A 13,498-nucleotide genomic window follows, 5' to 3' on the forward strand; every position below is an offset into this window, starting at 1 on the left:
GGCACACGGCGCACGGCGATCAGAACGCGCGCACCGCGGGCGGCATGCCCGGGAAGTCCGCGGACGCGCTCACCGACGCCCACTTCTCGACGTCGTCGAGCGCAGCGCGGTAGACGCGGGTCAGATTGCGAACCGCCTCGGCACCGAGCGGGAGCCGGAGCGGCGCGTCGGGGGTGTCGAGCACGTCGCGGATCACCCGGGCGGCGCGTGCCGGGTCTCCCTCCTGGATGCCGTCGGCCTCGGCCATGTTGGCGCGCACGGTACCGATGACCTCGTCGTACGAGGAGCTCTGCTGCGCCGTGTTGAGGACGTCGGCGGCGTTGAACGCGGTGCGGAAGCGACTGGGCTCGGCGATGAGGACGCGGATGCCGAACGGTGCGACCTCGCCGGCGAGGGCTTCCGACCAGCCCTCGAGGGCGAACTTCCCGGCCGAGTAGCTGCCGACGGCGGGGAAGGACATCCGCCCTCCCTGGCTGCTCATCTGCACGATCGCGCCCGAGCGACGCTCCCGCATGTGGGGCAGGACCGCACGCACATAGGCGGCCGGGCCGAACAGGTGCTGCTCGAGCATGGCCCGCAGCGCGGCATCCGTGATCTCTTCGGCGGCGCCCACCTGTCCGGCACCGGCGTTGTTGACGAGCACGTCGACGCGCCCGAACACGTCCAGCGCCCGCCGCACGACCGCGGCCGCTCCCGCCGTGTCGCGCACGTCGTGCTCGACGGCGAGGAGCCGATTCCCGTACCGTGCCTTGAGCCCGTCGAAACGGTCGGCCCGCCGCGCGGTTCCGACCACGTGCTCGCCGGCCGCGAGCGCCGCCTCGGCGAGCGCGAGGCCGAGGCCCGAACTCGCGCCGGTGATGATCCATGTCTTCGTCTGGTTCGTCGTGGTCATGGACCCGACGCTAGGCCTTCGAGTGCGCTCGAAGGCAAGTCGCGTTCGCCGAGAGGGACTTCGCTCTCAAGACGATCGCGCAGCCGGTGATCCGGGTCGGGCAGAGTGCGGGCAGCACGGCGCGGGGCCGCGACCGGCCCCCCGTTCCGGTCGCGGCCCCGTCCAGGCGGGTGCCGAGGTCGGTCACGAGCCGCAGGAGGGCGCCTGGGTCGTCGTGCCGAGCTGGATGAGCGCGGGAGCGGGGGCGCAGCAGCCGCCGCCGTCCCCCGCCTGCTCGGTGTCGGGCTGGTCGAACAGGCCGGCACCGCCGCACACTCCGGTCTCCGGAAGGACGAGCTCGACGCGTTGCGCGGACTCGTGGTCGCCGGCGATCGCGGCGACGACGGAGCGGACCTGCTCGTAGCCGGTGAGGGCGAGGAAGGTCGGGGCGCGGCCGTAGGACTTCATGCCGACCAGGTAGACGCCCTTCTCCGGGTGGGAGAGCTCGTTCACGCCGTGCGGGTAGACGGTGCCGCAGGAGTGCTGGTTGGGGTCGATCAGGGGGGCGAGTGCCACCGGGGCCTGGAGGCGCTCGTCGAGTCCGAGGCGGAGTTCGCCGAGGAAGGACAGGTCGGGACGGAAGCCGGTGAGGACGATGACCTCGTCGACCGGGTCGAGGCGGCGGCCGTCCTCGGCCACCAGGACCAGGCGCTCGCCGTCCCGCTCGATCGCCTCGGTCCGGAAGCCGGTGACGGCGTCGGCGTGGCCCTCGTCGACGGCGGCCTTGGCTGCGAGGCCGAGGGCGCCGCGGGCGGGGAGCTGGTCGGCGGTGCCGCCGCCGAAGGTGGAGCCGGAGATGCCGCGGCGCAGGATCCAGACCGCCTTCGTGCCCGCGCCGTCCTCGGCGGCGGCCAGCCCGGCGAGCGAGGCGAGCGCGGTGAAGGCGGAGGCGCCGGAGCCGATGACGGCGGTGCGCTTGCCCGCGTATCGGGCACGGACGGCCGGGTCCTGGAGGTCGGGGACGCGGTAGGTGACGCGGTCGGCGGCGGCCTTCTCGCCGAGGGCCGACAGGCCGGAGGCGCCGGCCGGGCTGGGGGTCGCCCAGGTGCCGGATGCGTCGATCACCGCGCGGGCGAGGATCCGCTCCTCGCAGCCTTCGGCGTGGGTGACGTGGACGACGAACGGCTGGGTCTCGCGGTCGGCGTCGACGATCCGGTCGCGGCCGGCGCGGGAGACGCCGGTGACCGTCGCGCCGAAGCGGACCTTGTCGCCGAGAACGCCGGCCAGCGGCTGGAGGTACGTCTCCGCCCAGTCACCGCCGGTCGGATACGTCTTCGCGTCGGGCTTCACCCAGCCGGTCGGCGCGAGGAGCTTCTCGGCGGCCGGGTCGGTGAGCTCGCCCCAGGTCGAGAAGAGTCGCACGTGTGACCACTCGCGCACTGCGGCACCCGCCCGGTCACCGGCTTCCAGGACGAGGGGTTCGAGGCCGCGGTCGACGAGGTGGGCGGCGGCGGCCAGGCCGGCGGGGCCCGCTCCGATCACGAGGATGGGCAGCTGGTCGGTGGCGGTGGCGTTCACGACGATTCCCCTCTTTGCTTCGACGTCTGTCGATGGCTTGTGCAGCCAGCATGACACCTGTATCGACACTCGTCAACATAGACATTCATCAAATCTACAGACCCCGGGCCGCACCCCGGACGAAGCGGCACTGGGCCGCTGGTTCGACATGTGTCAACATAGACATATGCCGAATGTCGCTGCGCTGCCGCTGATCCAGCCCGAGGTCGAGCCCTGCTGCCCGCCGCTGGCCGAGCGCCCCCTGACCGCCGACGAGGCCGAGCGGACCGCGAAGATGTTCAAGGCGCTGGGCGATCCGGTCCGGCTGCGACTGTTCTCCGCGGTCGCCTCGCACGAGGGCGGCGAGGCGTGCGTGTGCGACATCTCCGATGTCGGCGTCTCCCAGCCGACCGTCTCGCACCACCTGAAGAAGCTGAAGGAGGCCGGGCTGCTCTCCTCCGAGCGGCGCGGCACGTGGGTCTACTACCGGGTCGAGCCGGCCGTCCTCGCCGCGATGGGCGCGCTGCTCACCAAGGCGGCGGCCGCGTGACCGTCCCGACCGTGACCGGCTCTTCCCCGGGTCAGGGAGCGCGTACGCCGGAACCGCGTGGGGCGGGCTCAGCCCGGAGGGGTCGTCACGATGTCGGGCGCGAGGTCCAGGAGCAGGAGCGCCGCCGCCACGTGGGTCGGGTTGTCCTCCACCTTGACGGCCGAGAGCTCGTTGGCGCGGGAGACCCTCCGTTCGACGGTGTTGCGGTGCGCGTAGAGGTTGGCGGCCGCCCGGGTGGTGTTGAAGCCGCACTGCACGTAGGTGAGCAGGGCCTGCCGTAGCGCCGTGTCGGCCTCGGTCAACGGCCCGAGGGTGTTGATGACGAACCTGCGCGCGCCGGAACGGTCCTTCGTGAGCGCGTCGATCAGCTCGACGTCGGCGTAGGCGGTGAGGCGCCGGTCGGACCCGAGCCGGACGACCAGCGCCTGTGCGGCGAGGGCGTCCTGGTGGCTGGACCGGAATCCTTCGAGTCCGCGTCCCGGTCTTCCCACCGCCGCGCGAACGGGGTCGGTCGCCGCGAGGGCCTTCTCCACGTGGTGAAGGTCCGGGACGGCCTCTCCCGAGAGCCAGATCCACTGCGACGTGGCACTGGCACGCGCCACCAGGGCGCTCCGGCCGCCGGCGGCGGAGCGCACGGCCGAGATCGCCTCGTTCAGGGCATCGGCCTGCCGGGGGTCGTCGATCCACAGCACGAGGCCCACGTGCCACCGCGCCATCCGGTAGCGCAGGCGCCCCTCGGCGAGGTCTTCCGGCATCGGCGCCCCGCTCGCGATCAGCTGGATCATCGCGATCCCCTCGGCATCCGTGTTGCCCATCGCCGCGGCGAGGCCGGCTTGGCGCAGGGCCGCCACCGAGTCGAGGGCGTACTGCACCATCGACTGCGCCGTCACGTCGAGGACCCCGACGAGAAGACCGGGGTCGGTGCATTCCGCCACGCATTCCTCGAGCCATCGCCGCCAGCCGATCCCCAGCGCCACGCGCCAGGCGACGGCGAAGTCGGGCGCGATGCCCCGGGAGACGAGGTCGTTGATGTACGCCGTGGTCCTCGGGCCGACGTAGGGCTCCACCCTCCGTCCCGGTTGCTGGACGTTCGCGGTCAGCCATTGGACGAGGTCGGAGCGGTTGAGCGCGCGATCCTCCTCGACCAGCGAGGCGTCCGCGAGGAGGGCGGGATCGTTCTGGGCGACGAGAGAGGGCTTGGCGAAGGCGTCGATCAGGGCGTCCGTTTCGGTCAGCAGGCGCTGACACAGTGACCTGATCGCTTCGGCGACCTCGCGGGAGGGCGCGGGCCACAGCTCTTCCATGCGTTCAGTGTCCCCCTGATCCTGGGAGGCGGACGCTCCCGACATGCGGTGTCACAGGCAGCCGCAGGACCCCCCGGTGACAGGACGGACGGCCACGGCGGGGGTCGTCGGCCCGCCCGCGAAAGCGGGCGGCGGGCACGGCAGGGCCTCGGGAGACAACCGGGTGCATGGAGCTCCAAGGGTGTGGTGTTTAGTGCGACTAAACCGGCGGAAGATCTACCACGCCGCCGGTGGTGCTGCAAGAGGTACGGCGTCGCCACCCCCTGGAGGGGCTTCGGCCACCGTGACGCGCATGCCTTAGCCTCGTGTCACGGAGGGGGCCCGCCCGAGGCGGCCTGTCGCCCGATGGGGACACGACCTCGACTCTGCACGGGCGGTGAGCACACGATGTCCATCGAGAACAACGGGGAAGCAGGCGGCGCTGCCGGGAAGTCCCCCGTCCTCGAAGCGTCCACAGGCGCGCAACTGCGGGCGATCAGGCTCAGCCGCGGGCTGTCGTTGACGGAGGTCGCGCACCAGGCGGACGTCACCAAGGGCTTCCTGAGTCAGCTGGAGCGCGGTCTCACCAACGTGTCCGTCCCGACGCTGTTGCGCGTCTGCGAGGTGCTGCGGATCGGTGTCGGCGAGCTGTTCGCCCACCCGGAGGAGCAGGTCGTGGAGGGCGGAAGTCGCATCGACATGGGCGGCGAGGGCGTGGCCGAGTACCTGCTCACGCCGGCCGACACCACGGCGTTCCAGGTCTTCCGTTCCGTGATCGAACCGGGCGGGGGCACCGGGGGCCCCTATCGGCTCGACACCGGCACGATCTTCGCGATGGCACTGAGCGGCTCGACCCGCCTGATCGTCGGAGGCGAGACCCGGATGCTGTCGGCCGGGGCGTCCACGTCGTTCTCCGGGCGGACGCTCCACCAGTTCGACAATCCGGGTACGACGGTGAGCGAGGTCCTGTGGGTCCTGTCGCCTCCCCTGCCACGCGCGGCGCGAAGGCCCGCCTAGGAAGGCGTGTGTCGCACGTCCCGTCTGCCCGGCGGGCAGACGACGCTCCTTTCGACACACGCCCCAGGCCGTGCTCAGCCGTCCCTTCCGGATCTTGGCCGGGTCCGTGGCGTCTGGTGCGGCCTGTCCGACCCGGATCCGAAAGGAACGGCCTACAGGCGTTCGTAGTGGGCGGGCCGGCGCGCCCGCAGGACGAGGGCCTGCACCGCGCCGGCCACGGCCGAGAGGGCGACGAGACCGCCGATCACCCAGGCGCCCGTGGTGGTGCCGACGAGGAGCGGGAAGTTGGCGACCATCATGCAGACCACACAGGCCAGGCCGAGGAAGGCCACGGCCGGGGCCACGACCGTGCGCCACACCGGCTGCCGCTCGTCGGCGCGCCGGAAGAAGCCGATCACCGCGAGGCTGGTGGCCGCCATCAGCAGGACGATGCCGAGGGTGGCGGCACCGGAGAACCAGGCGTAGAGGTCCCCGATGGGGTCCAGGCCGAGCGCGGCGACGACGAGCGTGGTGACGAACGCGACCGCCGAGGCGACCGCCGAGGAGGCTGACGGCGCGCGGTGCCGGGGGTGGACGACGCCCAGCGCTGCCGGGAGCGCTCCGGCCCGGGCCAGTGCGAACTGGTAGCGCGTCACGACGTTGTGGAAGGCCAGGACACAGGCGAACTGGCTGGTGATCAGGAGGAGTTGCATGGCGTCGGCCCAGACGGACCCCACGTAGCTCTGCGCCAGCCCGAGGACCAGGCCCTCGGGGTCGGTCCGCGCGGCTCCGACCACCGCGTCGACGCCGGCACCCACCACGATCGCCCACACGGTGAACGAGTAGAAGACCCCGATCACCAGGATCGCGACGTACGTCGCCCGTGGGACCGTGGCGTCGGGGTCCTTCGCCTCGTTGCGGAACACGGCCGTCGCCTCGAAGCCGATGAACCCGAAGATGGCGAACATGACACCGAGGCCCAGGGAGCCGGTCCCCACGATCGAGGGCGCCAGCGGCTCGGCCGTGAGGCCATGGGCGCCGCCGTGGCCCACGATGCCTGCGTCCATGACCAGGAGCAGCAGGGATTCCAGTACGAGCACGGCACCGAGCACCTTGGCACTCAGCTCGATGTCGCGGTGGCCGAGGAAGGCGATGACGCCGAGCGAGACGAGCGCCCACGACCACCACGGGGTGCCGACGTCGGCGTACCGCTCGAGGACGTTGCTCGTCGCGACGCCGACGTAGGCGTTCACCCCGACGAGGAGCAGCGTGTACGAGAAGAGCGCGAGGGTCGCGGCCGAGAGACCGGGTATGCGGCCCAGTCCCGCCTGGACGTAGGCGTAGAAGGCGCCCGCGTTGCGTACCCGTCCGGCCATCAGCGTGAAGCCCACGGCGAAGACCAGCAGCATCACGGTGGACAGCGCGAAGTACAGCGGCATGCCCGGGCTGCCGCTCACGGCGAAGGCGAGCGGCACCCCGCCGGCCACCAGCCCGAGCGGCGCCGCCGCGGCGACGACCATGAACACGATCTGCGAGACGCCGAGCCCGCGGTCGAGCGGGTTGCCCGATCCCGCTGCACCGCCGGGTGCTTCGACGTGCCCTGTCTGGGAGAGGTCGGTCATCTGGACCACCTTTCGGCTCACGGGCCGGTGCCGGCTCGTGCTGGGTGGATGAGGGAGTGCGCGGGGCGGTGCGCCCCCGCGCGACGAACCGGAGCGGCTTTCGCGCGGCGGGGCGAGGAGATCCGGCTTCCGTCCCTCCGGCTCGGGGCCGGGAAGGCGCGGCCGCGAGGGGGACCCGGGCTGCCCGTCGCTTCCGCTCGACCGCAACGAGGTGTTTAGTGCGACTAAACCCGGGGCCAAAGCTCTACCACTCCGGCCCCGCCGCCGCAATGGCTGCGGCAAGACCGGCGCCCCACGACCCCCGCCAGTCGCTCCGCCCTACGAAGAGCCCGACCGTGGTCGCGGCCGAGGTCGCGGCCCCGGCCCGGCCGCGGTCTCGGACGCGGTCCCGGCCCCGGCCCCGGCCGAGATGTCGGTCTCGGACACGGCCGAGGTCGCGGACGCGGCCCCGGCCCCGGCCGAGATGTCCGTCTCGGCCGCGGTCTCGGACGCGGTCCCAGCCCCGGCCGCGGGTCGCGGCGCGGGCGTCGGCCACCGTACGGGCGCAGCGGTGCGGTCGGCCTGTGCATCGTGCACCGGGCCCGGGCGAAGCAGGTGCCCGCTGTCGTTCTCGCAGGCGGTCGCGGCTCGCGACAGTGAGGTAACCGCCACAGGAACAGCGAGGAAACGCCATGACAGCTGAGGTGTTGGACGCCGTCGAGGAGTTCGACGTGGTGATCATCGGAGCCGGGATCTCCGGCATCGGCGCGGCCACCTATTTCAGCCGGGAGCTCCCCGACAAGTCGCTCGCCGTGCTGGAAGCGCGCGACGACATCGGGGGGACCTGGGACCTGTTCCGCTATCCCGGCATCCGCTCGGACTCCGACCTCCACACGTTCGGATACGCGTTCAAGCCCTGGCGCCACGAAGCCGCGATCGCGGACGCTCCCCTCATCAAGGAGTACCTCCACGAGACCGTCGAGGAGAACCGCCTGGAGCGCGTCCTCAGGCTCCGCCACCGGGTCGTCCGCTCCGAGTGGTCCACGGCGGACTCGCGGTGGACCCTCACCGTCGAGACGCCGGACCCCGCCACGGGAGCGGTCCGGACCAAAACGGTCCACGCCGGATGGGTCTTCGCCGCCACCGGCTACTACCGGTACGACGAGGGGTTCTCCCCGGAGTTCCCGGGGCGGGACGACTTCGAGGGCCGGATCGTCCACCCGCAGCACTGGCCCGAGGGGCTCGACTACCGCGACAAGAAGGTCGTGGTCATCGGCAGTGGCGCGACCGCGATCACGCTGGTGCCGGCCATGACCACCGGGGCGGGCGCCGCCCGCCACGTCACGATGCTGCAGCGCACTCCCACGTACGTCATGCCGCTCCCCCGGGTCGACAAGGTCGCCCTGGCGCTCACGAAGCTGCTCGGAGAAGAGCGCGGGTACGCCGTGACGCGGTTCAAGAACATCTGGACCGAGCACGCCGTCGTGAAGGGCCTGCGGACCTTCCCCAAGGCAGGACGGGCCTTCATCCGGCGCGAGAACGTCAAGCGCCTTCCCAAGGGATTCGACGTCGACAAGCACTTCAACCCGCCGTACGACCCGTGGGACCAGCGGCTGTGCGTGGCACCGAACGGCGACTTCTTCGACGCGATCAAGGAAGGCAGGGCCTCCGTCGTCACCGACGCCGTGGCGCGGTTCAGCAAGCGCGGCATCGTCCTCGCCTCGGGCGAGGAACTGGAAGCCGACATCATCGTCACCGCGACGGGGCTGAACCTGCGGCTCTTCGACGGCATGCCCATCATCGTCGACGGACGCCAGGTCGACCTCGCGGACGCGCTCTGCTACCGCGGCATGCTGTTGAGCGGCATGCCGAACTGGGCGATGGCGATCGGCTACACCACCTCGTCCTGGACGCTCAAGGTGAGCCTGATGTGCCGTTACTTCATCGATCTGGTCCGGCACATGGACGCCCGGGGGTACGACACGGTGGTCCCGGTCGCGCCGTCGGGGACGCAGCGCAGGCCGGTCATGGACCTTCAGGCCGGGTACGCCAAACGCGCCGAGAAGCTCATGCCCAAGCAGGGCCCCGAGAAGCCCTGGCGGATGGCGATGTCCTACCCCGAGGACGCCAGGGCGCTGCGCGGCCCGGTGGCCGACGAGCACCTCGAGTTCGGCACCCGTCGGGCGGCCGCGCGGACGCCCGGTGCGAGGCGGACCACCCATGCCTGAGACGAGCGGCGCCGAGGGCGTCGACCGGTTCGCGGCCCTGCCGTCCGGGGTGACGATCTGCTTCCGGGACTTCGGCGACGAGGCCGACCCCGCCATCCTGCTCGTCGCCGGATTGGGCGAGGACCTCACCTTCTGGACCGACTCGTTCTCCGGCTCGCTCGTCGCCCGCGGCTTCCGGGTCGTCGCGATCGACAACCGGGACGTCGGCCAGTCGACGTTCGTCTCCGCACCCCCTCCCGCGCTCTGGCGCCAGATCGCCGCGCGTCCGCGCGGCGACGCGTACGCGCTGGCCGACATGGCCCAGGACGCCGTCGGTGTGCTCGACCATCTCGGGATTCCCCGGGTGCACCTGGTGGGGCGGTCGATGGGCGGGATGATCGCGCAGACGATCGCGGCCACGGCGCCCGAGCGCGTGCTGTCGCTGACCTCCCTCTACTCGACCACCGGGGCGAAGAAGGTGGGCCGGCCGGCGCTGTCGACGATCCGGCTCCTCGCCGCCCCGCCGGCGAGGACCAGAACCGCGACGGTCCGCGCCCACCTGCGGCTCACCCGGCACGTCGCGGGAACGGGATACCCCATCGACGACGTGGCCGAGGCGGCCATCGCGGCGCGCGGCTGGGACCGCAGCGCCGGCGACCCCGCGGCCGGCGTGGCGCGCCAGATCCAGGCGATCCAGCGCTCCGGAGACCGGACGAGCCAGTTGCGCACGATCACGGCCCCGACGCTCGTCATCAACGGAGACCGGGACCTGCTGGTCGACCCGAGCGGCGGCGCCGCGACCGTACGGGCGATCCGCTCGGCCCAGCACGTGGTCATTCCCGGCATGGGCCACCACATCCCCGAGGCCCTCGTCGGCCCCGTCACCGAGTACATCGCGCAGCACGCGAACCGCGTGGGCGAAGGAGGAAACCATGTCCGGATCTCGTAAGCCCGGCTCCGGGGACACCACGGTCGACGTCGTGGTCGTGGGTGCCGGCTTCGCCGGTCTGAGCGCCGCCGAGCGACTGGTGAGCACGGGACGGTCCGTCCTGGTCGTGGAAGGCCGCGACCGGGTCGGAGGCCGCTCGTTCTCCGGCGAGGTGGCCGGCGTGAAGGTCGACCTCGGAGCGACCTGGGTGGCCCGGCGCCACACCGCCATCCGGGACCTCGCGAACCGCATGGGGTGCACCACGACCGGCCAGTTCGACCAGGGCCGCAACGTGCTGTGGATGGCCGGCCGCCGCCGCACCTACAGCGGCACCATCCCCAAGGTCTCCCCCGCGACCCTGGTCGACATGGCCCGCATGCAGACGGCCGTGAACAAGCTGGTCGCGACCATCGACATGGACGCCCCGTGGGACACGCCCGGGGCCGGCCGGCTCGACGCCATCTCGTTCGGCGAGTGGCTCGACCGGAAGAACGCGCTGCCCAGCACCCGCGCGCTGATGACCATCGTGAGCAAGGTGCAGTGGGGCTGCGCACCCGGAGACGTCTCCCTGCTGCACGTACTGCGCTACATCCGGGCAGCGGGCGGGCTCGACCACATGCTGGACGTCGAGGGCGGAGCGAACGAGGACCGGTTCGTCGAGACCACCCAGGAGATCGCCAAGCGGCTGGCGGAGCGGCTCGGCGACCGGGTGCGCCTGGACACGCCGGTGCGCCGCGTCACGCAGGACGACGACGGCGTCACCGTCCACACCGACTCCGGCGAGATCCGCGCCGGGTACGCGATCGTCACGGCAGCGCCGGCGCACCGCGCGGCCATCGCCTTCGAGCCCGCTCTGCCCGAGCAGGCCGAAGGGCTCACCCGGACCTGGCGCATGGGCGCGCTGAGCAAGGCGTTCGTGGCGTACGAGAAGCCGTTCTGGCGGGTCGACGGACTCTCCGGCGAGGCGGTGACCGACACCGGGACCGTGTTCATCACCTTCGACGTGTCGCCCGGCCCCGGCGGACCGGGCGTCCTGATGGCCTTCTGCGACCCCCGCGTCTTCGACGGCTTCGCCCCCGGGACCCGACGCGACCTGGTCGTCCGTCAGCTCGTCGACCTCTACGGTCCGCAGGCCCGCAACCCGATCGACTACGTGGACCACTGCTGGGGATCGGAACCTTTCGCCCCGGGCGGCCCCCACCCTGCCGCCGGCCCCCACGCGACCGTGAGCTACGGCAAGGCACTGACCGCGCCCCACGGGCGCGTCCACTGGGCAGGCACCGAGACCGCCGGCGAATGGGCCGGCACCATGAACGGCGCGGTCCTGGCGGGCCAGCGCACCGCCGAGCGCGTCCTCGGTCTCCTGTCCCACGACGTCCGGGCGGGGGTGTCTCGATGAGGGAGGCGCTGTTCCTGCTGGCCGATCTGTGGATGATCTTCGCCGGCTACTTCTACGGAGGGAAGTTCATCCGCCGGTACGGCAACTACCTCCTGGGCCTGGAGTGGATGGTCGTCGCCACGTCGGGCAGCAACTTCCTGCTCTGGTCGCTGCTCGGTGGCGACAGCGGCAGCGTCCTGTACGACCTGGCGTACTTCTTCGACGCGTTCTCCCGGTCGATCGGCATCACGCTCATCCTGATCATGGGCCTGATGCAGGTCACCCACCGCTACAAGCCGAGCGTCGGCGTCGACGTGGGCGTGTTCGGGGCCGCGACCGTGGCCGGCCTGTTCCTCCGGCAGTACCACGGCGCGGACCTCCACACCGGCGGCATCGCGTTCTGGGTCGCCGTGTTCTACGTCGTCGTCAATCTCCTCACGACGGTCTTCCTCGGGTACTTCGTCAAGCGGCTCTGGAGTGCGGGCGCGAAGTGGCCGGCGATCTGGACCGGACTGGTCACGGCCGCCGGAACCGCCATCGCGATCACGTACGACTTCTTCCCCCTGCCGTTCGACGACGCGAACCGCACGATCTTCTACACCGCCGCGCTGGCGACCTGGGGCACCCAGGGATTCGTCTACTTCCGCGCCTACCGCGCACTGCACGACCGCGACGCGGCCCCGGACGCGAACCACCCAGCCCGCACGAGCAGCACCCTCGCATGAACCCCGACCACGAAGAAGGAGTCAGCATGGCGAAGAGGCACGTCTACGCGGTGGTGGACCCCGCCACCGGCAAGCTGGTCAAGGAGTACCCCACCGCGACGGACGAGGTCGTCGACGCGGCACTCGACGCGGCGGCGGAGGCCTACGCGCACTGGTCCCGGCGGACCTCCGTGGCGGAGCGCGCCCGGCTGTTGCACGCCGTCGCCACCCTGCACGAGGAGCGCGGCCGGCAGCTCGCCGAGATCATCCACCGGGAGATGGGCAAGCCGGTGGAGGAGGCCGTCGGAGAGGTCGAGTTCAGCGCCTCGATCTACCGGTACTACGCCGAGAACGCGGAGACGTTCCTCACCGACGAGCCGATCGGGCTTCCGGAGGGGGAGGGCACCGCTTTCGTCCGCCGCCAGCCGGTCGGCGTGCTGCTGGGGATCATGCCCTGGAACTACCCGTACTACCAGGTGGCCCGGTTCGCCGCGCCCAACCTCGCGCTGGGCAACACCATCGTGCTCAAGCACGCGTCGCAGTGTCCGGAGTCGTCCGCGGCCCTCCAGCAGCTGTTCACGGACGCGGGCCTCCCCCCGGGCTGTTACGTCAACGTCCACGCCACCGGCGAGCAGATCGGCCGCGCCATCGCGGACCCCCGCGTGCAGGGCGTCTCCTTCACCGGTTCGGAGCGGGCCGGCGCGCAGGTCGCCGAGCAGGCCGGGCGCAACCTCAAGAAGGTGGTGCTCGAACTGGGCGGCTCGGACCCCTTCATCGTGCTGTCCACCGACGACCTCGACGCCACGGTCCAGGCGGCGGTCGAGGCCCGGTTCGAGAACGCCGGTCAGGCGTGCAACGCCGGGAAGCGCTTCATCATCGCCGAGGACGTCCACGACGCCTTCCTCGACAAGTTCACCGAGCAGGTGCTCGCGCTGACCGACGGCATGGCGCCGCTCTCCTCGGTCGCCGCCGCCGAGTACCTCGAGGAACAGGTCGAGCGAGCCGTCGGCGACGGGGCGACGTTCGTCTCCGCGCGGCGGCGCGAAGGGGCGTACTTCCCGCCCGGCGTGCTGACGGGCGTCTCGCCGGCGTCGCCGTCGGCCGCCGAGGAGCTCTTCGGTCCCGTCGCGACCGTCTTCCGGGCCGGATCCGAGGACGAGGCCGTCGAGCTGGCGAACGGCACCCCGTACGGGCTGGGCTCCTACGTGTTCACGACGGATCCCGAGCAGGCGCTGCGCGTCGCCGACCGGATCGAGGCGGGCATGGTCTTCGTCAACGGCGTCGGCCTCGAAGGCGCGGAACTGCCCTTCGGCGGGGTCAAGTTGTCCGGTTTCGGCCGCGAGCTGGGCCGGGCGGGAATCGACGAGTTCGCCAACAAGAAGCTCATCCGCACCGCTCGGACGTGATCGCCCCGGAGCACGGA

The 13,498-nt window shown here is 71.7% G+C and carries 11 protein-coding genes; 7 read left to right on the forward strand and 4 right to left on the reverse strand.

What is annotated here, in order from left to right:
• Nucleotides 1-19: 19 nt before the first annotated feature.
• Nucleotides 20-892, reverse strand: coding sequence for an SDR family NAD(P)-dependent oxidoreductase (locus ESG85_RS10100; RefSeq protein WP_128977730.1), 873 nt, complete (start codon nucleotides 890-892; stop codon nucleotides 20-22).
• A 183-nt stretch (nucleotides 893-1,075) separates the two neighbouring features.
• Nucleotides 1,076-2,449 (reverse strand): NAD(P)-binding domain-containing protein, encoded by a 1,374-nt coding sequence (locus ESG85_RS35460; protein WP_219825173.1) that lies wholly within the window; start codon nucleotides 2,447-2,449, stop codon nucleotides 1,076-1,078.
• 166 nt (nucleotides 2,450-2,615) lie between these two features.
• On the opposite strand from ESG85_RS35460, the gene ESG85_RS10125 reads away from it, so the two are divergent.
• On the forward strand, nucleotides 2,616-2,978 hold the full coding sequence (locus ESG85_RS10125; RefSeq protein ID WP_128977733.1) for an ArsR/SmtB family transcription factor: 363 nt from the start codon (nucleotides 2,616-2,618) through the stop codon (nucleotides 2,976-2,978).
• 68 nt (nucleotides 2,979-3,046) lie between these two features.
• Here ESG85_RS10125 and ESG85_RS10130 read toward each other — a convergent pair whose 3' ends face one another.
• Complete coding sequence (locus ESG85_RS10130; RefSeq protein ID WP_128977734.1) at nucleotides 3,047-4,282, reverse strand: PucR family transcriptional regulator; 1,236 nt, start codon at nucleotides 4,280-4,282, stop codon at nucleotides 3,047-3,049.
• Nucleotides 4,283-4,669: 387 nt separating this feature from the next.
• On the opposite strand from ESG85_RS10130, the gene ESG85_RS10135 reads away from it, so the two are divergent.
• A complete protein-coding gene (locus ESG85_RS10135; protein ID WP_128977735.1) occupies nucleotides 4,670-5,278 on the forward strand; it encodes a helix-turn-helix domain-containing protein in 609 nt (202 codons plus the stop codon).
• A 152-nt stretch (nucleotides 5,279-5,430) separates the two neighbouring features.
• On the opposite strand, the gene ESG85_RS10140 is transcribed toward ESG85_RS10135, so the two are convergent.
• A complete protein-coding gene (locus ESG85_RS10140) occupies nucleotides 5,431-6,879 on the reverse strand; it encodes an APC family permease (protein WP_128977736.1) in 1,449 nt (482 codons plus the stop codon).
• A 671-nt stretch (nucleotides 6,880-7,550) separates the two neighbouring features.
• On the opposite strand from ESG85_RS10140, the gene ESG85_RS10150 reads away from it, so the two are divergent.
• Genes ESG85_RS10150 through ESG85_RS10170 form a run of 5 tightly spaced genes read left to right on the forward strand, consistent with a single transcriptional unit; the run spans nucleotide 7,551 to nucleotide 13,481 of the window.
• Entirely contained in the window at nucleotides 7,551-9,086 is a 1,536-nt protein-coding gene (locus ESG85_RS10150) for a flavin-containing monooxygenase (RefSeq protein ID WP_128977737.1), read from the forward strand.
• A complete protein-coding gene (locus ESG85_RS10155) occupies nucleotides 9,079-10,014 on the forward strand; it encodes an alpha/beta fold hydrolase (protein ID WP_128977738.1) in 936 nt (311 codons plus the stop codon). Before ESG85_RS10150 ends, ESG85_RS10155 begins: the two co-directional genes overlap by 8 nt.
• Nucleotides 9,998-11,392 (forward strand): flavin monoamine oxidase family protein, encoded by a 1,395-nt coding sequence (locus ESG85_RS10160; RefSeq protein ID WP_128977739.1) that lies wholly within the window; start codon nucleotides 9,998-10,000, stop codon nucleotides 11,390-11,392. Before ESG85_RS10155 ends, ESG85_RS10160 begins: the two co-directional genes overlap by 17 nt.
• Nucleotides 11,389-12,096, forward strand: a complete 708-nt coding sequence (locus ESG85_RS10165) for a transporter (RefSeq protein ID WP_128977740.1) — start codon at nucleotides 11,389-11,391, stop codon at nucleotides 12,094-12,096. The genes ESG85_RS10160 and ESG85_RS10165 overlap by 4 nt, the downstream gene beginning before the upstream one ends.
• A 26-nt stretch (nucleotides 12,097-12,122) precedes the next feature.
• Nucleotides 12,123-13,481 (forward strand): NAD-dependent succinate-semialdehyde dehydrogenase, encoded by a 1,359-nt coding sequence (locus tag ESG85_RS10170; RefSeq protein ID WP_128977741.1) that lies wholly within the window; start codon nucleotides 12,123-12,125, stop codon nucleotides 13,479-13,481.
• Nucleotides 13,482-13,498 lie beyond the last annotated feature (17 nt).

The sequence above is a fragment of the Streptomyces roseicoloratus genome (genome assembly GCF_004117935.1).
GTDB classification, from domain to species: Bacteria; Actinomycetota; Actinomycetes; order Streptomycetales; family Streptomycetaceae; genus Streptomyces; species Streptomyces roseicoloratus.

Coding starts and splice junctions, on each gene's coding strand:
- ESG85_RS10100 (WP_128977730.1), bottom strand. CDS start 892: ATGACCACGACGAACCAGACGAAGACATGGATCATCACCGGCGCGAGT.
- ESG85_RS10135 (WP_128977735.1), top strand. CDS start 4,670: ATGTCCATCGAGAACAACGGGGAAGCAGGCGGCGCTGCCGGGAAGTCC.
- ESG85_RS10150 (WP_128977737.1), top strand. CDS start 7,551: ATGACAGCTGAGGTGTTGGACGCCGTCGAGGAGTTCGACGTGGTGATC.
- ESG85_RS10170 (WP_128977741.1), top strand. CDS start 12,123: ATGGCGAAGAGGCACGTCTACGCGGTGGTGGACCCCGCCACCGGCAAG.
- ESG85_RS10125 (WP_128977733.1), top strand. CDS start 2,616: ATGCCGAATGTCGCTGCGCTGCCGCTGATCCAGCCCGAGGTCGAGCCC.
- ESG85_RS10140 (WP_128977736.1), bottom strand. CDS start 6,879: ATGACCGACCTCTCCCAGACAGGGCACGTCGAAGCACCCGGCGGTGCA.
- ESG85_RS10165 (WP_128977740.1), top strand. CDS start 11,389: ATGAGGGAGGCGCTGTTCCTGCTGGCCGATCTGTGGATGATCTTCGCC.
- ESG85_RS10130 (WP_128977734.1), bottom strand. CDS start 4,282: ATGGAAGAGCTGTGGCCCGCGCCCTCCCGCGAGGTCGCCGAAGCGATC.
- ESG85_RS10160 (WP_128977739.1), top strand. CDS start 9,998: ATGTCCGGATCTCGTAAGCCCGGCTCCGGGGACACCACGGTCGACGTC.
- ESG85_RS10155 (WP_128977738.1), top strand. CDS start 9,079: ATGCCTGAGACGAGCGGCGCCGAGGGCGTCGACCGGTTCGCGGCCCTG.